A 23,036-nucleotide genomic window follows, 5' to 3' on the forward strand; every position below is an offset into this window, starting at 1 on the left:
TACGTGAACGTACACGTTGATCTATAATCGCGGATATCGACCCTTCGTCGTCCGGAGATTTCCCCGCCATGAGCGACGCCCCTCCCACCCTGCTCCTGACCGTACGCGACGCCGCCGCGCGGCTCGGCGTGACGCCGCGCACGCTCAAGTACTACGAGGAGCGCGGGCTCATCACGCCGTCGCGCAGCGAAGGCCGCTACCGGCTGTATGACGCCTCGGATCTCGAGCGCTTCGAGCGCATCCTGCGGTTGCGCGCGCTCGGCTTCTCGCTGCACGGCATCACCGAGATGCTGAAGCGCCCGCTCGAAGCGACGGGCGACGGGCGGCGGCGCTACTCGGACGCGTCGCTGCGCGACATTCACGCGGATCTGTCGCAGCAGATCGCGACGCTCGATGCGCGCATCGCCGCCGCACAGCGTGAATTGAAGGAGGTGCGCGCGCTGAAGAAAGAGTTGCAGCACGACATCGATTATGTCGAGCGCCGGCTCGCCGGCGAAAACCCCGACGAGTTGATCGCCCAGCGCCGGGCCGCGGCGCACGGCCGCCAATCGAGCAGCCGCAAGACGGGCGGGACCGACGCATGAGCGCAACGCCGGATCGGCCGCCGCTTTGGAGCGCCGCGAACCTGCGCGGCGATTTCTTTCCATGGGTGCTCGCGATCGTCACCGGCCTCGACTACTTCGACAACGCGGCGTTCTCGTTTTTCGCGAGCTACATCGCGGGCGGGATCAATGCGTCGCCGGACGAGCTCGTGTGGGCGTCGAGCACGTACGCGGTGACCGCGGTGCTTGGCATCCTGCAGCAGCAATGGTGGGTCGACCGGCTCGGGCATCGCCGCTACGTCGCCGGCTGCATGCTGATGTTCTCGCTCGGCGCGGCGGCCGCGGCGCTCGCGGACACGTCGCTGCAGCTCGCATTCGCGCGCGGCTTTCAAGGCTATTTCATCGGCCCGATGATGGGCGCGTGCCGGATCCTGATCCAGACCAGCTTCGCGCCGAAAGACCGCCCGCCCGCGACGCGCGCGTTCCTCATCATGCTGCTGCTCGGCAGCGCGCTCGCGCCGATCGCGGGCGGCCTGCTGGTCGCGCACTTCACGTGGCGCGCCCTGTTCGCGTGCACGGTGCCGACGGGCATCCTGTTCGCCGCGCTCGCATTCGTCGCGCTGCCGGATTTCGGCCACACGCCGCCCGACGAGCGCGGCAGCGCGCACTTCTGGCCGTACGTGACCTTCGCGCTCGCACAGGCCGCGCTGCAGATCGTGATGCAGCAGGTGCGCTTCCAGCTCTTCGCCGGCTCGCCGCAGCTCGTGCTGCTGACGGCGGGCGGCCTCGCCGCGCTCGCGTGGTTCGGCTACCACCAGTGGCGCCATCCGGCGCCGCTCGTGCGGCTGCACGCGTTTCGCGAGCGCACGTTTCAGGTCGGCCTGCTGCTCTATATGTTCTATTACTACGAGACGACGGGCTACAGCTACCTGATCTCCCGCTTTCTCGAAACCGGACTCGGCTATCCGGTCGAGAACGCCGGGCGGCTCGTCGGCACGATGTCGCTGATCTCCGCGAGCGCGCTCTTCGTCTATCTGCGCTACGCGGCGCGGCTCACGCACAAGAAATGGATCATCGTGCCGGGCTTCGCGATGGCCGCGTTCGCCGCACTGTGGATGACGCGGATGGCGCCCGACGTCGGCCAGGCCGCGCTCGTCGTGCCGCTCCTGATGCGCGGGCTGCTGCTCCTTTTCATCGTGCTGCCCGTCGCGAATCTAACGTTCCGCGTGTTCGCGATCGAAGAATATTCGCACGGCTACCGGCTGAAGAACATCGTTCGACAACTGACGATCTCGTTCGCGACCGCGTCCGTCATCATCGTCGAGCAGCACCGGCTCGCCGTGCATCAGACGCGGCTCGTCGAGCAGGCGAACGTCTACAACCCGCTGTTCCAGCAGACCATCGATACGCTGACGCGCAGCTTCGCCGAGGCGGGCCACGCGCTGAACGAGGCGCACGCGCTCGCGCTCGTCACCGTGAGCCGGACGATCGCGCAGCAGGCGTCGTTTCTGTCGTCGCTCGACGGCTTCTATTTCCTCGCGGGCGTCGCGATCTGCGGCGGCATCTTCGCCGCCTGGCAAAAAGAGATCGATTGAGGTACGTTTAGCGCCTGTCGCTTCACGCCCTCGCCATCCCGATGTTTTCCAAACTCACCCAGTGGTTCGACGCGCGCCGCCGCGACCGCGCGCTGCGCGCGCATCCGATCCCGGATGCGCTGTGGCGCGACACGCTCGAGCACCTGCCGTTTCTGTCGTATCTGTCGACCGAAGACCGTGAGCGGCTGCGCGAGACGACGAGTCTCTTTCTCGCTCAGAAGTCGTTCTCGACCGCGCACGGGCTCGAGCTCACCGATGCGATCGTCGTCGGCATTGCCGTGCAAGCGTGCGTGCCCGTGCTGAATCTCGGCCTCGACCTGTATCGCGGCTGGGTCGGCATCGTCGTCTATCCGGGCGAGTTCGTGATCCGCAAGACGGTCGAGGACGAGGACGGCGTCGTTCACGAGGTCGAGCACGACGCGAGCGGCGAAGCGTGGGAAGGCGGCCCGGTGATCCTGTCGTGGGAGGACGTGCAGATGTCGGACGGCTCGGACGCGTACAACGTCGTGATCCACGAATTCGCGCACAAGATCGACATGATGAGCGGCCCGGCCGACGGTCATCCGCCCCTTTTTCGCCGCTGGCACGCGCCGGACCTCGACGCCGAACGCTGGGCCGACGTGTTCGACCATGCGTACGACCAATTCTGCGACCGCGTCGACGCGGTGCCGGACCGCGCGTGGGCGCGCTTCGAGCGCGATTCGCTGATCGATCCGTATGCGGCCGACCACCCGTCGGAATTCTTCGCGGTCTGCAGCGAAGCGCTCTTCGTCAAGCCCCGGGCGTTCGAGGCCGAATTTCCGGAGCTTTACCGGCTGCTCGCCCGCTATTACCGGCAGGATCCCGCGCAAACGGGTGTCCTCGCGCAGCCCGCAGCGCGCGCTTGACGGACGAAAAATTCGCCAGGCGTCTGATTTTCTGGCATAATCGCGAGCTTTCGACCTTAGGCAAGTGGCTCGCGCCGGGCTTTCGCACCTCGGCACCGCGCAGCGCCGACCGGCGTCGATTCACGACGCGCCCAGCACGCATGTCCGGCTGTCCGGACATGATGCGAAGCGCGATGCGCAAGCGGCGGGCTGGCTACCGCTCTTACACTGGAAAAACCATGAAACAAGGCATTCACCCGGATTACCGCGAAGTCGTCTTCCAAGACATGTCGAACGGCTTCAAGTTCATCACGCGCTCGACGATCCAGACGCGCGAAACCGTCGAGCTCGACGGCAAGACCTACCCGCTCGCGAAGATCGAAGTGTCGTCGGAGTCGCACTCGTTCTACACCGGCCAGCAAAAGATCATGGATACGGCGGGCCGCGTCGAGAAGTTCAAGAACAAGTTCGGCGCACGCGCCAGCGGCAAGGCTGCGAAGTAAGCTTCGCGCCCCGTCGGCACCGGCCTCGCGCCGGACCGGCTCCGCAAAGAAGGCAGCCCAGGCTGCCTTTTTTTGTCCCCGCTCATCCCGCACGGTCGCCGAGCGCCGCGCGGGCCATCCGGTTCGCTGACGCGCGTCGTCCAGCGCGTCTACAATGCCGGATGCTCGAAATGGCCCGCCGCGCCCGCGTCGGGCATGTCACCCATCCTCTGCCGCCCATCTGCATGAAGCCTGTCGTTCGCCTTACCGCTTCCGCCACCCGAGCACTGCCGCGCTGGCTGCTGCTCACGCTTTGCATCGTCTATGCGGCGTTCGGGCTGTTCGGCCGCGATCCGTGGAAGAACGAGGACGCGGCGGGCTTCGGCGTGATGTGGACGATGGCGCAAGGCGGGCTGCACGACTGGCTGCTGCCGAATCTCGTCGGCAAATTCGTCACGTCCGACGGGCCGCTCGGCTACTGGCTCGGCAGCCTTGCGATCCGCGCGCTGCCGTGGATCGACGCGAGCAACGCGTCGCGTGTCTATTCGGGTGTGTTGTTCTGCGTCGCGTCCACGTTCGTCTGGTACGCCGCGTACCTGCTCGGCCGGCGCGCCGAAATCCAGCCGTTCAAGTATGCGTTCGGCGGCGAGCCCGAGCCGCGCGATTACGGCCGCACGCTCGCCGACGGCGCACTCCTCGTCCTGCTCGCCTGTTTCGGCCTCGCCGAGCGCGGCCACGAAACCACGCCGCAGCTCGCGCAATTCGCATGGATCGCGATGTTGGTCTACGGGCTCGTGCGCGCGATCGACAAGCCCGCGCAAGGCGCGCTCTGGTGGGGCATCGCGCTCGGCCTCGTCGCGCTGTCGGGCAATCCGGTGCTCGTCGCCGCGCTCGCAGTCGGCACGCTCGCGCTCTATCTCGTCACGCCCGAGATCCGCTGCGTGCAGTTGCCCGCGATCGGGCTGCCGCTCGCCGTCGCGGTGTTCGCGATCTGGCCGTTCGCCGCGCTCGCCGCCTTCCCGGATGACGCGAGCTGGTTCTTCAATCAATGGCTGCACGGCAGCCTGATGCGCTTCTCCGGCCCGCCGACGACGGTGCTCGCGTACGCGGCGAAGAACCTTCCGCTCTTCACGTGGCCCGCTTGGCCGCTCGCGATCTGGGCGTGGGTGAGCTGGGCGGGCCTGCGCCGCCGGCCGCATATCGCGATTCCGCTGTCGGTCGTCATGCCGCTCGTCGCGCTCGTGATCCTGCAAAGCCAGCAGACGAACCGGATGTACATGCTGCTGCTGCCGCCCCTCGCCGTCGTCGCGACGTTCGCGCTGCCGACGCTCAAGCGCGGCGCGATCAACGCGATCGACTGGTTCGCGGTGCTGAGCTTCACCATCCTCGGCACGTTCGTGTGGCTCGTGTGGCTCGCGTCGCTGACGGGCTTCCCGCATCCGCTCGCGCGCAATCTCGGCCGCCTCGTGCCGGGCTACGAGCCGCACTTCAAGGTGCTGTCGTTCGTCTGCGCGGTCGCGGCGACCGCGTGCTGGCTGATGCTCGTGCGCTGGCGCATCTCGCGGCAGCCGAAGGTGCTGTGGCGCAGCGTCGTGCTGTCGAGCGCGGGCACGACGCTGATGTGGGTGCTGCTGATGACGCTGTGGCTGCCGATCGTCAACTACAGCCGGACCTATCGCGACGTCGCGCAGCAGATCGCCGCGCACCTGCCGTCCGACTACGAGTGCATCTCGCCCGTGCGCCTCGGCGACGCGCAGATCGCGACGTTCGCGTACTTCGGCGACATGCACTTCTCGTTCACCGAGGATTGCGACGTGATCCTGCGCCAGGACCGCGCGGACTTCGGCGAGCCGAGCTCGATGTCGCAGTACGTGTGGCGCCTCGTGTGGGAAGGCCGCCGCGCCGCCGACCGCGACGAGCGCTTCCGCCTGTACGAACGGATCGAACGCCCGAAAACGCCCGTCAAGCGCCGCCCGCTGCACAAGGCCCGCTGACCGATGCTCGGCGACATCCGCAAGATTGCCGGTCTCGCGTGGCCGGTGCTCGTCGGCCAGCTTGCGATCATCGCGTTCGGCGTGATCGACACTGCGATGGTCGGCCGCTTCTCCGCGCTCGATCTCGCGGCGCTCGGGCTCGGCACGTCGATCTACATCTCCGTGTTCATCGGGCTGACCGGGATCCTGTCCGCCCTGCAGCCGATCGCGGGACAGCTGTACGGCGCGCGACGCTACGCCGAGATCGGCGAGGAAGCGCGCCAGGCGATGTGGCTCGCCGCGCTGCTCGCGATCCCCGGCTTCCTGCTGCTGCATTTTCCGCAACCGCTGCTGCAAATCGCGCACGCGCCCGCCGAGTTGCACGAGCGCACGGTTGCCTATCTGCGCATTCTGTCGTTCGGGCTGCCCGCGAGCCTCCTCTTTCGGATCTACAACGCGCTGACGAACGCGGCAGGCAAGCCGCGGCTCGCGATGATCCTGCAGCTCGGCGCGCTCGTCGTCAAAGTGCCGCTCAACATCTGGTTCATTTTCGGCGGCCTCGGCGTGCCCGCGCTCGGCGGCCCCGGTTGCGGGCTCGCGAGCACACTGGTCAACTGGGCGCTCGCGACCGTCGGCTTCACGCTGCTCGCGAAACTCGACGTGTTCGAGCCGCTCGCGATCTTCTCGCGCTTCACGCGGCCCGTCTGGCAGCGGCAGAAGGCCCTCCTCACGCTCGGCGTGCCGATGGGGCTCTCATATCTGATCGAGGTCACGTCGTACACGTTCATGGCGCTCTTCATCGCGCAGTTCGGCACGACGACGCTCGCCGGCCATCAGATCGCGAGCAACGTCGGCGCGGTGCTGTACATGACGCCGCTTTCCATCGGCGTCGCGTCGTCGACGCTCGTCGCGCGCGCGCTCGGCGCGAAGCGGCTCGACGAAGCGCGCGCGCTCGGCCGACACGGGATCGCGCTTGCATGCGCGGCCGCGTGCGTATACGGGATCGTCGTGTTCGCGCTGCGGCCGCTGATCGTATCGGGCTACACGCCGAATCCGGCCGTCGCCGCGGCTGCGATGCCGCTCATCGCGATCGTGACGTTCTATCACTTCTTCGACGCGCTGCAGATCACGACCGCGTTCGTGCTGCGCGCACACAAGGTCGCCGTCGTGCCGACCGCGATCTATGCGATCGCGCTGTGGGGCGTCGGGCTCGGCGGCGGCTATCTGCTCGGCTTCGACGTCGGCGGCGTCGTGCCGGCGTCGCTCACGGGCGCGCGCGGCTTCTGGATCGCCAACACGGCGAGCCTGATCCTCGCGGGCGGCGGGCTCGCGCTCTATCTGCGACGCATCGGGCGGCGGGATCTGAGCGGCGGGCGGTGACGGGCGGCGGGTGCCGCGCGCTTCCTGCCCTTGCGGTTTTCGATGCGCGAATTCTGCCTTCTGCATTCCGGCGCTCGGCCTCTCGCCCCTATGTCGAGCCTGCATGTCAGCGCCCACGCGCCAGTTCCCCCGAGTGGCGTATCGCCAAGTACGGCATCGTCGCGCCGCATCGCGCGTGAGCGCGGCGGCGTCGGCCGCCGCAGCGGTCGTCACGCATGCGCGCGCGCGTCGGCGGCATCACGTTGTTCGAACACGTCGCGTGCGGCGAAGAGCGCGTTGATCGCGGCCGGGAAGCCCGCGTACACGGCCATCTGCATGAACACCTCGACGATCTCGTCGCGCGTGCAGCCGACATTGAGCGCCGCCTCGATGTGCACCTTCAGCTGCGGCTGCGCGTGGCCCAGCGTCGCGAGCGACGCGATCGTCGCGATCTCGCGCGACCTCAGATCGAGCTGCGGCCGGCTGTAGATGTCGCCGAAACCGAACTCGACAAGCAGCCGCCCGAAGTCGGGCGCGATCGGCGCGAGCGCCGCGACCACGCGCTCGCCGACGTCGCCGTCGATTTCCTTCAGCTTGTTCCAGCCTCGCGTATAGCGGTCTTCTGCGGTGCATTGTTCCATCGTTCGTCCTTGTCCGGTTGAGGTTGATTCGCCTGTCGAATCGCGTCGCGCTCGGCCCGCTCGTAATACGCGATCTTGTCGACGATCGCGTCGAGGTTCGTCTGCAGCGTGTCGATCTGTGCGCGCACCCTGTCGCGATGCGCGGCGAGAAGCGCACGCCGCTCGCCGATCGTCGCGTCGCCCAGCGCGCGCAGCTCGGCGAACGCGTGCATCCCGGCGATCGGCATCCCGGTCGCCTTCAGGCGCATCACGAAGCGCAGCCAATCGAGATCGGCGGGCGCGTACAGCCGATGCCCCGACTGCGTGCGCGAGATCGACCGCAGCAGGCCGGCCTGTTCGTAGTAGCGCAGCGTGTGCGTCGACACGCCGACGAGCGCGGCGACCTGGCCGATCGTCAACGCGCGCGGGGACGTTTGCTTCGATGCGTTCGACATGACGTTCTCAAGGTTAGGACTTAGAGTGCACTCTAAGTCAAGCAGCGCGTGATGGCCAGCGGCGGCATAGTGCGAATCGCCTCGCGGCGACGGAGGTCGCACTGCCGGCGAGAACGGGCGTTGACGAGTAAGCGGGCGGAGGTCCGGGCGACCCGGCAAACTGCAGCCGATATCCGGGATTTGGGACCCGCGGATCTCGGTCGGCAGGGTTCGTGATTACCGATTGCCCCCGTCCGGCCCGATTTCCGTCAAAGATGGTAAAAACCCGCCCGCATGCCCCGCCGCAGCCTTTACAGTGTGGCCGTCGATGCGCAACATTGCCCCCGCTGTCTTAAAAAGGGCACGCATTTGTCCTATGCTTGAACGCAACGCCCGGCCCGCGCCGCGCGCCGGCGTCCGTTCTGACAGCCATTCATCCGTTTCGTCACAAGGGAGCCCCCGCCATGCTGAAAAAGCTGCTGATGCTGGTCGTCGCACTGTCGCTTTCGCTGACCGCAGCGTTCGCCGCCGCGGTCGAAGTCAATACCGCCGATCAGGCGGCGCTCGAATCGGTGAAGGGCCTCGGCCCGGTGAAGTCGAAGGCGATCATCGACGAGCGCGCGAAGCACGGCCCGTTCAAGGACGCCGACGATCTCGCGAGCCGCGTGAAGGGCCTCGGCGCGAAGTCGGTCGCCAATCTCGAGGCGGCAGGCTTGACGATCGGCGGCTCGTCGACGCCGCCGGCGGGCGCGAAGGCGAAGACCAGCACGGCGAAGCCGGCCGCGACCACGACGACCGCCGCACCGGCGCCGACGCCGGCCACGATGACGCCGTCGCCTGCCGCCACCACGCCGGCGACGGCGGCGAGCACGCCGATGGCGAAGAAGACGCGTGCGTCGAAGAAGAAGGAAAAAGCCGCGGCAGTTGCAAGCGCCGCAACCGACGCGAGCGCGCCGGCCGCCGCGTCGTCGACAAAGGCGAAGGGCTCGAAGAAGAGCAAGAAGAACAAGGCGGCGACGCCCGCGCCCGCTGCATCGGGCGCATAAGTCGGGCGCCGCGCGCCGCGCGCGGCGTCTTCGTTCCACCGGCGCCGTTCGCGGCGCCGCCTCAACCTAGCAGGTGAATCATGGGTCTACTCGACATCGTTGGCGGTCTGATCGGCGGCCAAGGCGGCAATCAGAACGCGCTCGTCAGCGCCGCGCTGGAATTCATCAACAACCAGCCGGGCGGCCTGAACGGCCTCATCGAGAAATTCAACGCGGGCGGCGCGGGCGGAATCATCGGCTCGTGGATCGGCACCGGCGAAAACCAGCCGATCTCGTCGGAGACGCTGCAGAATGTGCTCGGCTCGGACACGGTCGGCGCGCTCGCGCAGAAGATCGGCGTCGATCCGCAGCAGGCGTCCGGCATCCTCGCGCAGGTGCTGCCGCACATCGTCAACGGCGCGACGCCGAACGGCGAAGTGCCGGCGAACGGCCAGCTCGACACGTCGAACGTGCTCGGCACGCTGTCGCAGCTGGCGGGCCTGTTCGGCAACAAGCAGGCCTGAGCGGCAGCGCACGGCATCGCGTGCGGCGCCGTCGGCGCCCCGCGCGATGCCCCCGCCACGGCGGCCGCAGAAACGCGCCGCCGGTAATCGGGATAGGGGCGGCCAGTGACCTAGCCGATCCCCTCCCACACCACCCGGCATGCGGGTCCGCACCGGGCGGTTCGAGTAGTTGAGGTCAGGTGAGGCGAGGCCTGCCCAGGCGATCAAAGTAGGCAATCGTCAGGACGTGATGCAGCCCGGTCATGCTGTTGTGCCACGAGCGACGGCTGAGGGCCGCCACCGATTGGGCCACGCTTGGCTTGGCCCCAAGCTTGAGCAGCTCCCGGTATATCGTCTTGCCGCGCCGCCAATGCTTCAGATGGAGCGCGCGCATCCGCCGGCGCATCCACTCGTCCAGCTGTTGCCAGCGGCGATAGGTCTGCGCCAATTGGAAGTACGCTTTCCAGCCCAGCATGTAGCTGCGCAGCCGCTCGATCACTTCGCTTATGCTGCGCCCGCCGGATCGGCCGGTGAGCTGCCTGATCCTTTGCTTGAACGTCTCCAACGCCTTGTCTGACACGATGCGTTTAATCTCGCCTTTCCGAGTTTCCCATGGGGCGTACCCCAGAAACTTGCGACCCAAGACGCTTGCCACCGCACTCTTCGATTCGTTGATCTTCAGGTGCAGCTTGTCATAACAGCGCTTGAGTCGTGCCATCACCCGCTCGCCAGCCTTCCGGCTGCGCACGTGGCCGTGGACCTTCCTCTGCCGCACGTGCCGCGCGTACGTCAGGCTGCATCCGTTCACCCACATTCCGCTCGGCACGCTCGCCGACGCGCCGACCCGCGAGGCACGGAAGCGCGCGAAGGCTGAATTCAACCCGATCTGGCAGTCCGGCGCGATGACGCGCATCGCCGCGTACGTCTGGCTGGCCCAGCGGCTCGGCATCGAGAACCACGAGGAATGTCACATCGATCGGTTCGACATCGAAACTTGCGACCGCGTGGTCGCCGCAATCCGCGAGAAAAAACACCAATGACCGATACCCAAGATCCGCTCTGGCGCGCGCTCGCGCGCCTTGAGCACGCCGAGCTAGTCGGCCCTGAACAATTCGTTTTGTCGCGCAGATGAAGCTACGCCGCCGACGGCGCAGCGGCTCGGAAGCTGAGCAAAGCGACGAGAATCAGGGCGTAAAAAAGCCGCAGGTTGCGCAGGATCATCCGCAGGTTGTGGCCAGCGCCGCACAGCACCGCATGAATCGCATCGCCCAACGAACCCTTGAGCCAATTTCGATCGAGCTTGCCGTCGGCCTTCATGTGCCCGATGGCCGGTTCGATTGCGCTGCGACGCCGGATCATTGCTCGCAGGCCGCGTGTGATACCGCGTCGCAAACCTGGGTGATAGACCTTCACACCATCGACGGCGACGCCCTTGTAGCCGCGGTCGACGACGGCGATCTCCGGCTGCACATCGCTCAGGATCGCCGCTTGTTCCAACGCTTCGGCCAACGTGTGCCCGTCGTATGGATTGCCCGGCATTGAACGAGCTCCGACTACCAGACCTTCCTTGTGCGTCGTGGTGATCGACACCTTCACGCCAAATTCGTACGGCTTGCGCGCTTTGCCTTTCGCCAGGCACTCGACTTCCGGCGCGTGCAGCGCATACAGCTTGTTTTTGTCCTTCTGCTTCTGCGTGAGAATCCGCTTCGTGCGGCTGATCAAGTCTTCCAACTCCGCGCGACTTTGCTGAACAACGCCTTCCAGTTGCCGCTCCACGTCACGCATCACGCGCCCCACTCGTGAACGCAAAGTGCGCAGCGCCTTCTTCATCCGCTTGTACTGCTTCGCATGCGCATAGCGCCCGATCTGGCCCGCCAGACGCGGCGCTTCGCGGTTGTAGTTCTGCCGCAGCTTCAGCCCGTGCTGGGCGGCGGCCTTCACCAGATGTTCCCGGCAACGTTCGAGCAGGCGCGAATCGGTGGGATGCGCAATCGCCTTTTCCATCACCGTCGTATCGACAATCACCCGCTTCAGGCTCGTCGTCTTGATGACCTTTGCGCGTTTGGCCGCTTCGATCGTCTCAGCCAACAGTTCTTCAACGCCGGCTTCGCCCAGGCGCTTACGCCAGCGCGTCAGGCTCGACGGATCGATCGGCGGTTTCGTCTGCAAGTACGTCTCGCCGGTGAACACTTGCCAGTACGGGTTCTCCAGCCATTGCCAGACGACCTCTTCATCCGACAGGTCGAACGCGTGCTGCAAGTACAGCAGCCCTGCGATCAAACGCGGCGACGTTGCCGGTCGGCCACGAGACGATGCGAAACTCGCACTCATCGTCGTGCTCAACCGAGCCCAGTCGATCAGATCGGCCAGGCGAATCAACGGATGCTTCAGATTGATCTGCTCGCGCAGCGGTTGGCGGAAGAAATCTCCCTCTGTCACCGGCAACTTCGGACCCATCCACACCTCGTCAGGATTTGCAGGATTCACGCGTCAATATGCCTGCTTCCTGCAAATCCAACAACACCGTTTCGGCCTCACCGCCTTTCCGTATAAGCCGTCCAGGATTGTTCAGGTTCGACGAGCTACTGGAAGACGACCGCAACCAGCTGCGGCCCACGTTCGCCGCGTTGCACGGCAGTCACGCGATGCGCATCCCCGACACGATCGTCGCGCGCATCCGTCATCTGGACGCGACGCTGCCGAAGACGACGGAGACCTGACATGCTGCTCGACAAGATAGGCGGCGCTGACGCCGCGTTCCGCGCTCAGATCGAAGGCATCTACTGGGACGGCAAGATCGGCTGCGAGCCGCATCCGAAATACGGATACGGATGCGACACGCTACCGAACGGCTGGACCGAGATCACGTGGGAAGTGTTCGCGAAGTCGAAGTTCTTCTGCACGCCAATCGCGACTGGCTGGCTGCGCACGACGATCGGCAATGCGCGGCTGTTCTTCATGCATGACCGGGTCGGCTTCGCGCTGCTCGGCGACTACCGCGTCGGCACGGTACAGGTATTCCGGTTTGGTTGCGAACACGAAATGAAGAGCGAAACCGTTGGCAACTGCCTGCACCGCTACACGTGCACGAAGTGCGGCTTCAGCGAAGTCGTCGATTCGTCCGACTGACGCCAATCAAGCCAAGGAAGTGCATACCGCGACGCGCGATCGCGCCGCGGTGATCTACATCGCGCCTTCACACCTCAATGGCGGGTGCTCGGGTGACGGGTGGGCGCCGTCACATCGCGCACCTTGGCCTGCAGCCGCCGCACAGCGCTTTCATGCTACCCCGCTGCCATATGCGAGCCGAGTACCCGCCATTGAGGTTTATCGGAAGCGCCACTATCAGGTCATTTGTAAGAGCACTCCCCAGATATAATTCGGCGCATAGAAAATTAGTGATCCGACAAGCTGCGTGTCTCGACCGCATTGCAGTGTTGCATTTCACGATCTGCCACGAAATTCAGATTGAAGGCGGCAAGCGCAAGCCTGCCGCACAATAAAAAATTAATCGCTCATCCCTTGCGGGTCACCGATTCATTTTTTAATTGCATTGGCACGATCGTACTATAATACGGCCAAATATAAGGACCACCTGCACCTTGATTCAAGTCCTGATGGATTGCGGTATAACCTTCAATCGCAGGCGGAGAAGAACTATCAATCACAAGCAGCATGATTGCGGTGATAGGCTTTTTGCCCGCCTCTCCGTTCTTCCATGTCATGTAGATGTATTTCCCGCCCGCACCCGCATTCAGATCTTGCGGGCTCCAATTCCAACCCGACGGTGGATTGGATTGAGCTTGGTCGTACGCAACGAAATTCAGTGACGTGACCGGATTGCTATCACCGCATTGATAACCGAGATAGATATATTGACCGCCCACGCCGGTGTTTGTGTCAACAGAAATGAAATCCCATGGCGGCTGGTACTGTGGTCCCGGAGTGCTTCCTGCTTGAGTCGTGAGAGCATTAATCGGACTTGTCATTTTTCAACCCCTCTCTATGTCTAAGAGACAAATCCAGTATATTAAAAACCTTCGAATACGCAATCGGAAATTTTCCATACCCATCATCATATCGAGATTTATTTCGCCTTCGTCAATTATCCTTTAATTTAATTATTATTTAAATCACCCCCATTTATAAGTACGCACCACCTTACAATGACTTTCGAGTGCTTTTGCCCCTCATGTTCTCGTAGTGGATTGCGAATTTGTCATCAAACATATACATCGTTGCAGTGATATGCATCTTCATCGTCAAGTGATCTCTCTTTAGCTCAAAGCGCACCTTCACGCGCGTAGGTGAATCGCTATGCATAGCGTGCCCGGCCGCTATCAAAATGCCAATCACCTGGATCGAATGGGACGGCTTCGAAGAGGACTCGCGTTCGCGTTGTCACATCCGGATCGTCGACTTCGAAACCGCAAGCCGCAACGGCGAACCGTTCTCGCGCCTCAATGAGGCGCTCGGCATCCTCCCGAATCCGGTCATGCGCACCTGCACTGCGAATCTGAAGGTAAAGGCCGGTCGGGCGTTCATGCAGTCACGGGGATACGGCGAATGGCAAAACGTGATGGGCATTCGTGCAGACGAACCACGGCGCGTCACTCATCTTACATCACCTGGCCGAGACAACAGCGGCGGGGAGCCGAATCTTCCACTCGCACGCGCCAACGTCCGCAAGGCTGACGTTCTCGCCTTCTGGCGTGCTCAGCCGTTCGACCTCGCGCTCGATCCGGAAGGCGACTTCGGGAATTGCGACGGATGCTTCCTGAAAGCGCCGCACAAGATCGTGCGCGTTCGTTACACGGCCCGAGCTGGCTACCTGGTGGATCAGCGAAGAATCACGCCCGTCAGGCGCCACATTTCGAAACGACCGCCCACGCTATTCCGAACTGCTGCGCGAGGCCGAGTTCTACGCGAAGCAAATCCCGCTTGCATTTCCCGAGCACGAAGAGGACGACGCCCTCATCGACTGCATGTGCGGCGACGGACCCACAGAGGACACCACCATGACCCAATCTAATAGCCGCGCTGATGCGCCCGTTTCACAACGGTATTCGTGGGCCACGACAGGCATGAAACGAGATACTGAAGGCTCGTTTGTGCTCGCGTCGGATGACGGCGCGAGAAACAGCCGCGCTGATGCGCTGACGGACGACCAGCGGCAAGCGCTCGGCGAAGCAATTTCCGAGTACTTCGGCAAGCTGGATTCCGATGAGGGAGTTCGCGCGCCGGAGGGCCGCATCCTTCGCACCTTCGACTACTGCGAATCACGGAACATCGACGACCTGATCGACCGCGCAATCGTGCCGGCCCTCGCTGCATCCCCTGTCGAGCAGCCCGCAGCAGCGCCAACAGTCATTGCCGAACTGGCGAGCATGACGCGCATGTTCCATGCAGCCTGCCACGATCTCGGGCTCATCAACGAAGCACTCGGCCTCGATCCGGACGACGGCGGTGCGGCGCCGATCCTCGACGCCATCGCCGAACTGAAGGGCCGCGCCACCTCTGCCAATGAGACAGGTGCGGAAAGGTCTGACGACCTGAATGAACGCGCGCACCTTGCCGCCGGTCAGTGGGCGAACGCGAACACACCGATCTCCGAAGCACTCGCCTATCGCGATGGCTACATCGCCGGTGCAAGCTCCCCCGCTATCAGTTCCTCGACGCGCGCGCGAAGGCCGGCGCGCCGATCGGCGCGAACAAGGACATGGCGCTGATGTCGACGATGTGCAATTACTGGATCCGCTGGGGGCTCATCAAAGCGAATCCGTTCGTCGGCATGATGCAGAACAAGGCCGAGAAGGACGTTCGCGCAATCGAGCGGCACCAGGTGTTGCGCTTCTACGTCTGGTCACTGCGGCAGGATCAGGCGTATCGCACGATGGGCGTCGCCGCGATGTTCTGCTACCTCACCGGCTTCCGCGCTGCCGAGGTTCGTCCGTACCATATGGGCGGCTTGACCGACGAAGGTGTGAAGGTGATCGCCGCAAAGCGGAAGAAAGGCGAGGCGCAGACGGTAAAGCTGCGCCACTGGTCGCCGCGGTTGCGCGCCGTCGTCGAGCGGGCAAAGCGCGATCGCCAGACGGAAAGCTTGTTCCTGTTTCCGAACCGGAAAGGCCAGATGTACTCGAAGAGCGGCTGGGCGTCAGTGTGGCAGGACGCGATGTACGCATTCATCGGCGCACGCGACCCGGAGATTGCGAAGGAGCAGGAGGTGAAGAAGATGCGCGAGGCCGCGCAGCGCATCGCGAACCGTATCAACCGGCCAGTCAAGGGCGGAATGGAAACGATGTTGACGAAGCACCCCGATTACTTTTCGCTGCAGGACATTCGCCCGGCCGCCATCACGACGAAGCTCACGAATCGCGATGCCGATGCATACGATTTCGCGGCGCACTCGAACCCGAGCGCGACGCATCGACACTACGATAGGCGGAAGGTAAAAACCGCCAGCGCCACCGAATAAGGCACGGCCCCCGCGTAAAGGTGAATCCTACGCGAGTGCCTCAATATCTGCGTTCTGAGCGAACGGAACGAAGTCATTCGGCCACGCAGCATCCAACGAACAAAGAAGGCGCATCGTGAGCGGGGCACGTAAATTTACCTGCTTCACATTGATTTTCACACTCGCAGGGTCCTTGGCTAGAAGCCTGCAAATGTCGCTCGTATAGTACTTAGGGCAATATCCGACGAGATACGACGGATCATCTGTCCGCAAACATAGTGCGAAGCGATCGTGTTCGTTCTGCAAGTCATGCATAACGTACAGTCGGGCACCGGGTACAAGCTTGTCGGCCGCTTCGATGTTAGGTTCAGCGAAGTGCCTCATACCGCGAGCAAAAAAATCGATCTTCAGTCGACCATCTTCGCTCTTGTGAGGAAGTGGAAAAAGCTCGATCCGATCCGTGCCACGGAGGCCACCCGTGACGGCGAGGATACGTAGTGGATCATCGACCGAAGTACTCGGTAAACCGGTCCACTGGAAGTAACTAGAAAACTCCGGACGCGAGCGGGTAAGCAGTCGGTTAGAAAACAGCGGGAACAGTTGTTCGGAGTGGTAGATGGCGGACAAATCATCCATCCGCCCGAACGGTCGAAAGCCCTCTGCTCGCTGAGCACCCTTCGTATACACGAAACGGTACCCACTCTCGTCACGGTCGACGCGGGCTACCGGAATCCATTCCCGTGAGGATGCTTGTTGCCACGCAACGAATAGTGTTTCCATCACTGTTTGCCAGGTTCGAGCGCAAGCAAGCGCTCTTGGTTCAACATCAAAAACTCTACCAAGAACTTACGACGAACGGGCGACAGTATCTCGTCGGGAAACGTTGCAACAATATCCTGGACTTGAGCGGCACCAACAGCACCGAGCCGATTCAGCCAAGCTCGTGCCGCATGAGGCCACAACTTACAAAGAAATGAAAACGCTTCAATCGTCAGCAGTGACTTGACGCCACCGGCTCCGCTGTGTGGATACAGTCCCGACCTTGCTTTCCCCACAAACGTGCTGATGTGGCAGCCCATGTCTTTCGTAGTCAGCATGTTGTCGCACTTAGCCTCGGTCAAATTGCGCGCGAAGCTAGACCCATGATCGAAGCTCGGCGCGAGATACAGGCTCGCACTCGCAAGAGGATCTAAGAGACGGTTTCAAAAAGGCCCGGTGGGGCTGTTAACTTTCGCGGCGAGCTGTTAACCTCAGGCATCGGAACAACCGAGACCGAGGAGATGGCCAAGCCGATCATCGACGACGAACTGTGGATATTGATCGAGCCGTTATTGCCGCCACCCAAGCCGCGGCGCGAGAAGAACCCAGGCCGCCTGCCTGTTTCGAATCGCGCCGCGCTGACCGGCATCCTGTTCGTTCTCAAGACGGGACTGCGCTGGCGCGACCTGCCCGCCGAGATGGGCTGCGGCTCGGGCGTGACTTGCTGGCGACGGCTACGCGATTGGCAGGCTGCGGGCGTATGGGATCGCCTGCACGAATTGCTGCTCGCGAAGCTGCGAGCAGCAGACCAAATCGATTTCTCGCGAGCCGCAGTCGATTCCTCATCGATTCGCGCCGTTGGGGCGGGCCAAAAACTGGGCCAAACCCCACCGATCGCGCGCGACCCGGTTCCAAGCACCACATCGTCACCGACGCCAATGGCACGCCGCTGGCGGCGATCCTGACCGGCGCGAACGTTCACGATGTCACGCAGCTGCTGCCGCTGATCGATGCGATTCCGCCAATTCGTGGATTGCGCGGCCACCCACTGCAGAGACCGCGCGTGGTCTACGCCGATCGCGGTTACGACTCTGAGCGGCATCGACGAGCGTTGCGCGATCGCGGTATCGAGCCGGTTATCGCCAAGCGCCGCACCGAACATGGCAGCGGCCTTGGAAAATATCGCTGGGTCGTTGAACGCACGCATGCCTGGCTGCATCACTTCCGTCGTCTCCGCATTCGTTTCGAGCGCCGTGCAGACATTCACGGCGCGTTCCTCAAACTCGGTTGCTGCCTGATCTGCTGGAATACCCTTCGGCGGGCCGACCAGTCTTTATGAAACCGTCTCTAAAACAACCCCCCAATTCTGATCATGCCGATCTTGGTTTCCGATCCACGTATCGAGCATGAGATAGCCAACCACGACGTCCGCTGCGGTCGACACCCCATCAAACGGCTCGAAGTCCTTCGGAGGCACCACAAGGCCGTCCTCGGTCGCTCGTTTGAAAAATGCCGCGAAGAGCGTGACCGTATGAGCTCTAGATCGATAATTTTTTGCGTCCGCAAACTCCGCGTACTGACGGCTCTTCGAGAAGATCTCGTTTCCGTGGATCAGCCGGCCGCCCTTCGGCACAAAGTTCGGACAAACAACGCCCGTTTGGTCGCCGCATCTGGCGAGTTCGTAGTAAGCATGCGGGATACCCAGTGCCGCTGCAAGCTCGCACGCAAGCTTCTCGGCCCAATTCTCACCGGTGTTCGCGCGACCAATTTTGAATAGGCTTCGACCCAACTGCGCGTCGGCGTACCAGAATTTTTCTTTTGTACCGAGCTGCTCTAGCAGGTCTGCGGAACCGACTGGAACCTCAATGATGGGAAACACTGTGCCCCCGTAGAGTCGCTCCGTGGACAACCACACTGGAAGCGATATTCCGAAATTCGCATTTCCGTTCCGAAATTCACATCGCGGAAAGCAAAACAGGCACCTAAGTGCCTGTTTTGTTTGGGAATTTTGGGGTGGCTGATGGGACTCGAACCCACGACGACAGGAATCACAATCCTGGACTCTACCAACTGAGCTACAGCCACCACTCATTTTTTCTCCGTTTGATTCGCCGTAGCGGGCTCATCAACGAAGAAGCGAAATTATACAAAGGCTGTTTAACTTTGCAAAGCCTTTTTTTCCAAAAATTCTTCCGGGCTCGTCAGGTAAGTGCGCGCCTCATCGAAGATCGACAGATCGCCGCGCGCGAGACGCTTGTTATCCGACAACACGCGGCGCCAGCCGCGCGCGCCCGCGACGCCGCGATACAGGCCGAGCGCATGCCGGACGATCGCGCCGAGATATGTGCCGCGCGCGAGTTCGGTCGCACAGTATTCGACGAGTTGCACCTCCACTGCCTCACGCGTCGGCGCCAGCGTGGTCGCGCCGTAGAAGCGCGCGTCGATGTCCGCGAGCACGTACGGGTTGTGATAGGCCTCGCGGCCAAGCATCACGCCGTCGACGTGCCGCAGGTGCTGCTCGACTTCGTCGAGCGTCGTGACGCCGCCGTTGACGACGATCTCGAGCTGAGGAAAGTCCTGCTTCAGCCGATACGCATAGTCGTACTTGAGCGGCGGGATCTCGCGATTCTCTTTCGGCGACAAGCCCTTCAGGATCGCGTTGCGCGCATGCACGATGAACACGTCGCAGCCGGCCGCGGCGACCGTGCCGACGAAGTCGCGCACGAATGCGTAGTCCTCGGCCGCGTCCACGCCGATCCGGTGCTTGACCGTCACCGGAATCGACACCGCGTCGCGCATCGCCTTCACGCAATCGGCGACGAGTTGCGGCTCGTTCATCAGGCACGCGCCGAACGCGCCGCGCTGCACGCGCTCGGACGGACAGCCGCAATTCAGATTGATTTCGTCGTAGCCCCAGCGCTCGCCGAGCTTCGCGGAATGCGCGAGATCCGCGGGCTCGCTGCCGCCGAGTTGCAGCGCGACGGGCGCTTCGTCGGGCGTAAACGCCAGATGGCGCGCGACGTCGCCGTGGATCAGCGCGCCCGTCGTCACCATCTCCGTGTAGAGCCACGTGTGGCGCGAGATCGTCCGATGAAACAAACGGCAGTGGCGATCGGTCCAGTCCATCATCGGGGCGACGGACACTCGGCGTGGACTGGACGAAGACGAGGCAGACATAGGCGGTACGGTAAAGCGCGGCGGCGCGTGGACAACCGCGCATTTTACCGCAATGCGGCCGGTAGGCTGGCGCGAGACGCGCGGCGCGCCGTTCGCGCATGCCCAATCCCAAACGCGAAAGCCCCGACCGCATGACGCAACCGGGGCTTTCTTTTGCATCAGATCCTTTGGCACGAGGAGAAGATGCGTTACCAGTATATTCGACGCGCGCCACGCGGTACGCCGATTCTTTGTGTCTATTTGTATCGTATTTAAGCGTTCTCGCGAAAACCGATCCAATTGCATGGATCGATGCGAATACCACCATCAAAGGTACGTCGACAGCCCTGCGACATCGGCGATGCACCTCCTCGAACCCGATGCCGCACCCAATCGATTCGCGCCTCGCTCCCGCACGATCCGGGCGTGGGTAGCCGGCGCGACCGAGCACGGAAAAAGTCCGTCAAACGACCCCCGCCCCCAGCAGTTCCCGATCGACCGTCGACCGCGCGACGGCGAGCGTCTGCTCGATCACCCTGCGCTCGCTGAGCAGCAGCCCGTCGATATGCACGAGCCGCCAGTCGATCACGACCGCGCCGCCCTGCAGCACCCGGTAATGGGCCTTCTCGCCCGCCCAGACCTGCTCGGTCTTTACTTCGATGTCGTAGCCCTTGTAAGACTCGCCGAAGTCGCCGATGTCATTGCCTTTCGGTTCCATTTTGCCGCCTCCCCGATCCGGACGGACCGTGCGCCGGAGCATACCCGGGCAAACCCTGCGCCCGGCGTCCGCCGTCTCCGTCAATCGTACGCTTCAGATAGGTAAGCCTTGCCGTCGTCGGTGATGTCGACCCGGTCGGGGCCGCTCAGATAAACGAAGCCGTCGTTCAGAAGCTCCTCGAGCGGCAGTCGGAAACCCGCCGGCAACGGCCGGCCGGCGCCGAACTGGTCGATCCATTTCAGCGCTTCGATCGCTTCGGGACTCAGGATAGGAAACATGGCCCGCCTCCGCCGTCGGTTTGATTGCATCCTAGCACTTTCACAAGTGCTGGGAAGAACGGCGAAGCCGGTGCCCGGCCGGCGCGAGAGACCGCCCCTCGCCGGCGACACGTTCAACGCAACCGCCCGCTCACAGGCGCGCGATCGACACTTCCGTCGACTTGACGAGCGCCACCACCTCGGCGCCGACCTTCAGCTCCAGTTCGTCGATCGAGCGCGTCGTGATGACCGACGTGACGATGCCGAACGGCGTGTCGACGTCGACCTCGGACACGACGGGCCCGCGGATGATCTCTTTCACCTTGCCTCGAAATTGATTGCGTACGTTGATTGCCGTGATGCTCATCGGGTATTCGCTCCGAATGGTTCGTCTGATTGATCGATGCGATCGGTCCGATCGCGTGGGCCGCGCCTCGGCGCACGCCCGTCATACCGCCCAGCGCAGCCCGCCCGCCGCCGTCGCTCGACCACGCATGCCGCCCTGATTCGCCGCGGCCGGCGCCGCACCCGCCGCATCCGCGCCCGTCAGCACGCGTTGCAGCACACGATCCTCGAGCGCGGCGAACGCCGCCGACGCGCGCGCGCGCGGCCGGTCGAGCGGCACCGGTTGATCGAACGCGATCCTGCCCGCCTCGATGAGCAGGATCCGGTCGGCAAGCGCGACCGCTTCCTGCACATCGTGCGTGACGAGCAGCGCGGTGAATCGGTGCTCACGCCACAGGCGCTCGATCAGCGCATGCATCTCGATGCGCGTGAGCGCATCGAGCGCGCCGAGCGGCTCATCGAGCAGCAGTAGCTGCGGCCGGTGAACGAGCGCCCGCGCAAGCGCGACGCGCTGCCGCTGGCCGCCCGACAGCTGCGCGGGCCAGTCGTTCGCGCGCGCGAGCAGCCCGACTTCGTCGAGCACCGCGCGCGCATCGTCCTTCGCGCGCCGCCCGAGACCGAGCATCACGTTCTGCAGCACGGTCTTCCACGGCAACAGGCGCGCGTCCTGATACATGATCCGCGTGTCGAGCGCCCCGCCGCCTTCGCCTTCGCCTTCGCCGTCGCCGCGCTTGACGAGCGCGCCGGCGCTCGGCGTCTCGAGCTCCGCGACGAGCCGCAGCAGCGTGGACTTGCCGCAGCCGCTTCGGCCGACGATCGCGACGAAGCTGCCGCGCTCGATCGACAGATTGACGTCGGCGAGCACGGTCCGCTCGCCGTAGCGCTTGCTCACGCGCCGCAGGCGCACCGAAGCGTCTTCGGCGGCGTCGCGAGCGTCGTCGCCGCGCGGCGCGCGGCGCAGTTCGCCGCCCGACGCGAACGGCAGCACGTGCGCGCCGCCATCGCGCTCGAGCACTGCGGCGTCCTGCGCGTCGCCGTCCGTGGTGCGCGGCTGCGCGAGCTCGGCTTCGAGATCCGCGCCCGCGATCGGGCCGTAGGTGGCGGCCAACGTGGTTCCAGTCATGCCTGGGCTCCCGGTTGATACGCGGGGTGCCAGCGCAGTGTCGCACGCTCGAGCCACTTCGCGAGCACGTCGGCGAGCTTGCCGAGTGCCGCGTACAGCAGGATGCCGACCACCACCACGTCGGTTTGCAAGAATTCGCGCGCGTTCATCGTCATGTAGCCGATGCCCGATTGCGCGGAGATCGTTTCGGCGACGATCAGCATCACCCACATCAGCCCGAGCGCGAACCGCACGCCGACGAGAATCGACGGCAGCGCGCCCGGCAGGATCACGTCGCGATAGAGCGCGAAGCCCTTCACGCCATAGCTCCTCGCCATCTCGACGAGGCCCGCGTCGACCGACCGGATCCCGTGATACGTGTTGATGTAGATCGGAAAGAACACGCCGAGCGCGACGAGGAACAGCTTTGCCTTCTCGTCGATGCCGAACCACAGGATCACGAGCGGGATCATCGCGAGCGCCGGGATGTTGCGGATCATCTGGATCGTCGAATCGAGCGCGACTTCGGCCGTCTTCGAGAGTCCCGTCGCGAGGCCGAGCGCGAGCCCGACGCCCCCGCCAATCACAAAGCCGACGAGCGCGCGCCACGTGCTGACCTTCACATTCGCCCACATGTCGCCCGATTCGACGAGCGCCCACGCGGCGCGCACGACGGCGAGCGGCTCGGGCAGCACGCGGTTCGACAGCGCGCCCGAGCGCGCGCCGAGTTCCCACGCGAGCACAAGCACGAGCGGCACGAGCCACGGCGCGATCGCGCGCGCGGCCTGGCCGGCGCGGCGGACCGCGAAGCTGGAGCGCTTCGTTGTCATGTCGATGTCCTCC

27 protein-coding genes, 1 tRNA gene and 1 pseudogene are annotated in these 23,036 nt (G+C 64.0%); 14 read left to right on the plus strand and 15 right to left on the minus strand.

Annotated features, from left to right (window positions below; translation table 11 throughout):
• Positions 1 to 68 precede the first annotated feature (68 nt).
• From WS70_RS10180 to WS70_RS10210, 6 genes are all read left to right on the plus strand, one after another.
• A complete protein-coding gene (locus WS70_RS10180; protein ID WP_059469735.1) occupies positions 69 to 584 on the plus strand; it encodes a MerR family transcriptional regulator in 516 nt (171 codons plus the stop codon).
• Positions 581 to 2,137, plus strand: a complete 1,557-nt coding sequence (locus WS70_RS10185; protein ID WP_059598641.1) for an MFS transporter — start codon at positions 581 to 583, stop codon at positions 2,135 to 2,137. Before WS70_RS10180 ends, WS70_RS10185 begins: the two co-directional genes overlap by 4 nt.
• A gap of 41 nt (positions 2,138 to 2,178) precedes the next feature.
• Positions 2,179 to 3,024, plus strand: a complete 846-nt coding sequence (locus tag WS70_RS10190) for a M90 family metallopeptidase (protein ID WP_059469733.1) — start codon at positions 2,179 to 2,181, stop codon at positions 3,022 to 3,024.
• A 218-nt stretch (positions 3,025 to 3,242) separates the two neighbouring features.
• Positions 3,243 to 3,506 (plus strand): type B 50S ribosomal protein L31, encoded by a 264-nt coding sequence (locus tag WS70_RS10195; RefSeq protein WP_010103191.1) that lies wholly within the window; start codon positions 3,243 to 3,245, stop codon positions 3,504 to 3,506.
• A gap of 224 nt (positions 3,507 to 3,730) precedes the next feature.
• Entirely contained in the window at positions 3,731 to 5,479 is a 1,749-nt protein-coding gene (locus tag WS70_RS10205; RefSeq protein WP_059469732.1) for an ArnT family glycosyltransferase, read from the plus strand.
• A 3-nt stretch (positions 5,480 to 5,482) separates the two neighbouring features.
• On the plus strand, positions 5,483 to 6,838 hold the full coding sequence (locus WS70_RS10210) for an MATE family efflux transporter (RefSeq protein WP_059598640.1): 1,356 nt from the start codon (positions 5,483 to 5,485) through the stop codon (positions 6,836 to 6,838).
• Positions 6,839 to 7,047: 209 nt separating this feature from the next.
• Here the strand turns inward: WS70_RS10210 and WS70_RS10215 are convergent, their stop codons facing one another.
• Together WS70_RS10215 and WS70_RS10220 are read right to left on the minus strand one after the other, a co-directional pair.
• Positions 7,048 to 7,458 carry a carboxymuconolactone decarboxylase family protein gene (locus WS70_RS10215; RefSeq protein ID WP_059469730.1) on the minus strand — a complete coding sequence of 137 codons (411 nt, stop codon included), beginning with the start codon at positions 7,456 to 7,458 and terminating at the stop codon, positions 7,048 to 7,050.
• Positions 7,407 to 7,892 carry a MerR family transcriptional regulator gene (locus WS70_RS10220; RefSeq protein ID WP_059469729.1) on the minus strand — a complete coding sequence of 162 codons (486 nt, stop codon included), beginning with the start codon at positions 7,890 to 7,892 and terminating at the stop codon, positions 7,407 to 7,409. Before WS70_RS10220 ends, WS70_RS10215 begins: the two co-directional genes overlap by 52 nt.
• A 443-nt stretch (positions 7,893 to 8,335) precedes the next feature.
• Between WS70_RS10220 and WS70_RS10230 the strand changes: the two genes are divergently transcribed.
• Positions 8,336 to 8,917, plus strand: a complete 582-nt coding sequence (locus WS70_RS10230; RefSeq protein ID WP_059598639.1) for a ComEA family DNA-binding protein — start codon at positions 8,336 to 8,338, stop codon at positions 8,915 to 8,917.
• 80 nt (positions 8,918 to 8,997) lie between these two features.
• Positions 8,998 to 9,420, plus strand: coding sequence for a YidB family protein (locus WS70_RS10235; protein ID WP_059469727.1), 423 nt, complete (start codon positions 8,998 to 9,000; stop codon positions 9,418 to 9,420).
• Positions 9,421 to 9,595: 175 nt separating this feature from the next.
• Here the strand turns inward: WS70_RS10235 and WS70_RS10240 are convergent.
• Positions 9,596 to 10,150 (minus strand): annotated as a pseudogene (locus tag WS70_RS10240) (group II intron maturase-specific domain-containing protein); the annotation flags it as partial.
• On the opposite strand from WS70_RS10240, the gene WS70_RS32820 reads away from it, so the two are divergent.
• The gene (locus tag WS70_RS32820; protein WP_082722488.1) at positions 10,104 to 10,439 is read left to right on the plus strand and encodes a zinc-finger-containing protein; all 336 of its coding nucleotides are present in this window, start codon (positions 10,104 to 10,106) and stop codon (positions 10,437 to 10,439) included. The pseudogene WS70_RS10240 and the gene WS70_RS32820 overlap by 47 nt on opposite strands.
• A gap of 94 nt (positions 10,440 to 10,533) precedes the next feature.
• Here WS70_RS32820 and WS70_RS10250 read toward each other — a convergent pair whose 3' ends face one another.
• Positions 10,534 to 11,856 carry an IS5 family transposase gene (locus WS70_RS10250; protein WP_059474209.1) on the minus strand — a complete coding sequence of 441 codons (1,323 nt, stop codon included), beginning with the start codon at positions 11,854 to 11,856 and terminating at the stop codon, positions 10,534 to 10,536.
• Positions 11,857 to 11,963: 107 nt separating this feature from the next.
• On the opposite strand from WS70_RS10250, the gene WS70_RS10255 reads away from it, so the two are divergent.
• Both WS70_RS10255 and WS70_RS10260 read left to right on the plus strand, forming a co-directional pair.
• Positions 11,964 to 12,119, plus strand: a complete 156-nt coding sequence (locus WS70_RS10255; RefSeq protein ID WP_162498948.1) for a hypothetical protein — start codon at positions 11,964 to 11,966, stop codon at positions 12,117 to 12,119.
• Position 12,120: 1 nt separating this feature from the next.
• Positions 12,121 to 12,528 carry a hypothetical protein gene (locus tag WS70_RS10260; protein ID WP_059597967.1) on the plus strand — a complete coding sequence of 136 codons (408 nt, stop codon included), beginning with the start codon at positions 12,121 to 12,123 and terminating at the stop codon, positions 12,526 to 12,528.
• 386 nt (positions 12,529 to 12,914) lie between these two features.
• Here WS70_RS10260 and WS70_RS31470 read toward each other — a convergent pair whose 3' ends face one another.
• The gene (locus WS70_RS31470; RefSeq protein WP_156438175.1) at positions 12,915 to 13,388 is read right to left on the minus strand and encodes a hypothetical protein; all 474 of its coding nucleotides are present in this window, start codon (positions 13,386 to 13,388) and stop codon (positions 12,915 to 12,917) included.
• Between the two features lie 1,095 nt (positions 13,389 to 14,483).
• Between WS70_RS31470 and WS70_RS32825 the strand changes: the two genes are divergently transcribed.
• A complete protein-coding gene (locus tag WS70_RS32825) occupies positions 14,484 to 15,128 on the plus strand; it encodes a hypothetical protein (protein ID WP_059597968.1) in 645 nt (214 codons plus the stop codon).
• Positions 15,128 to 15,877, plus strand: coding sequence for a site-specific integrase (locus tag WS70_RS10280; RefSeq protein ID WP_156438171.1), 750 nt, complete (start codon positions 15,128 to 15,130; stop codon positions 15,875 to 15,877). The genes WS70_RS32825 and WS70_RS10280 overlap by 1 nt, the downstream gene beginning before the upstream one ends.
• 27 nt (positions 15,878 to 15,904) lie before the next feature.
• Here the strand turns inward: WS70_RS10280 and WS70_RS31480 are convergent, their stop codons facing one another.
• Both WS70_RS31480 and WS70_RS10290 read right to left on the minus strand, forming a co-directional pair.
• A complete protein-coding gene (locus WS70_RS31480) occupies positions 15,905 to 16,492 on the minus strand; it encodes an HIRAN domain-containing protein (RefSeq protein ID WP_203235978.1) in 588 nt (195 codons plus the stop codon).
• A 143-nt stretch (positions 16,493 to 16,635) separates the two neighbouring features.
• Positions 16,636 to 16,953, minus strand: coding sequence for a hypothetical protein (locus WS70_RS10290; RefSeq protein ID WP_159082882.1), 318 nt, complete (start codon positions 16,951 to 16,953; stop codon positions 16,636 to 16,638).
• Between the two features lie 183 nt (positions 16,954 to 17,136).
• Here WS70_RS10290 and WS70_RS10295 point away from each other — a divergent pair.
• Positions 17,137 to 17,954, plus strand: a protein-coding gene (locus WS70_RS10295) for an IS5-like element IS402 family transposase (protein WP_108033922.1) whose coding sequence is annotated in 2 segments (ribosomal slippage) — positions 17,137 to 17,485 and positions 17,485 to 17,954 — 819 coding nt in all. Because the reading frame shifts where the segments join, the coding sequence is not laid out codon by codon here.
• Here the strand turns inward: WS70_RS10295 and WS70_RS10300 are convergent.
• From WS70_RS10300 to ssuC, 8 genes are all read right to left on the minus strand, one after another.
• Positions 17,949 to 18,494, minus strand: coding sequence for a HipA domain-containing protein (locus tag WS70_RS10300; RefSeq protein WP_159082883.1), 546 nt, complete (start codon positions 18,492 to 18,494; stop codon positions 17,949 to 17,951). The genes WS70_RS10295 and WS70_RS10300 overlap by 6 nt on opposite strands.
• A gap of 130 nt (positions 18,495 to 18,624) precedes the next feature.
• Positions 18,625 to 18,700 (minus strand) — tRNA-His (locus WS70_RS10305).
• Positions 18,701 to 18,772: 72 nt separating this feature from the next.
• Positions 18,773 to 19,792, minus strand: coding sequence for a tRNA dihydrouridine(20/20a) synthase DusA (dusA, locus tag WS70_RS10310; protein WP_059597000.1), 1,020 nt, complete (start codon positions 19,790 to 19,792; stop codon positions 18,773 to 18,775).
• A gap of 442 nt (positions 19,793 to 20,234) precedes the next feature.
• Positions 20,235 to 20,489: a hypothetical protein gene (locus WS70_RS10315; protein WP_059471688.1), complete on the minus strand. Its 255-nt coding sequence runs from the start codon at positions 20,487 to 20,489 to the stop codon at positions 20,235 to 20,237.
• 80 nt (positions 20,490 to 20,569) lie between these two features.
• The gene (locus WS70_RS10320) at positions 20,570 to 20,767 is read right to left on the minus strand and encodes a hypothetical protein (protein WP_010110042.1); all 198 of its coding nucleotides are present in this window, start codon (positions 20,765 to 20,767) and stop codon (positions 20,570 to 20,572) included.
• Positions 20,768 to 20,897: 130 nt separating this feature from the next.
• Positions 20,898 to 21,113 carry a TOBE domain-containing protein gene (locus tag WS70_RS10325; protein WP_059471687.1) on the minus strand — a complete coding sequence of 72 codons (216 nt, stop codon included), beginning with the start codon at positions 21,111 to 21,113 and terminating at the stop codon, positions 20,898 to 20,900.
• 81 nt (positions 21,114 to 21,194) lie between these two features.
• Entirely contained in the window at positions 21,195 to 22,214 is a 1,020-nt protein-coding gene (locus WS70_RS10330; protein ID WP_059596999.1) for an ATP-binding cassette domain-containing protein, read from the minus strand.
• Positions 22,211 to 23,023: an aliphatic sulfonate ABC transporter permease SsuC gene (gene ssuC, locus WS70_RS10335; RefSeq protein ID WP_059471701.1), complete on the minus strand. Its 813-nt coding sequence runs from the start codon at positions 23,021 to 23,023 to the stop codon at positions 22,211 to 22,213. The genes WS70_RS10330 and ssuC overlap by 4 nt, the downstream gene beginning before the upstream one ends.
• Positions 23,024 to 23,036: the final 13 nt, after the last annotated feature.

Origin of the sequence: Burkholderia mayonis (assembly GCF_001523745.2) — a bacterium.
GTDB lineage: Bacteria > Pseudomonadota > Gammaproteobacteria > Burkholderiales > Burkholderiaceae > Burkholderia > Burkholderia mayonis.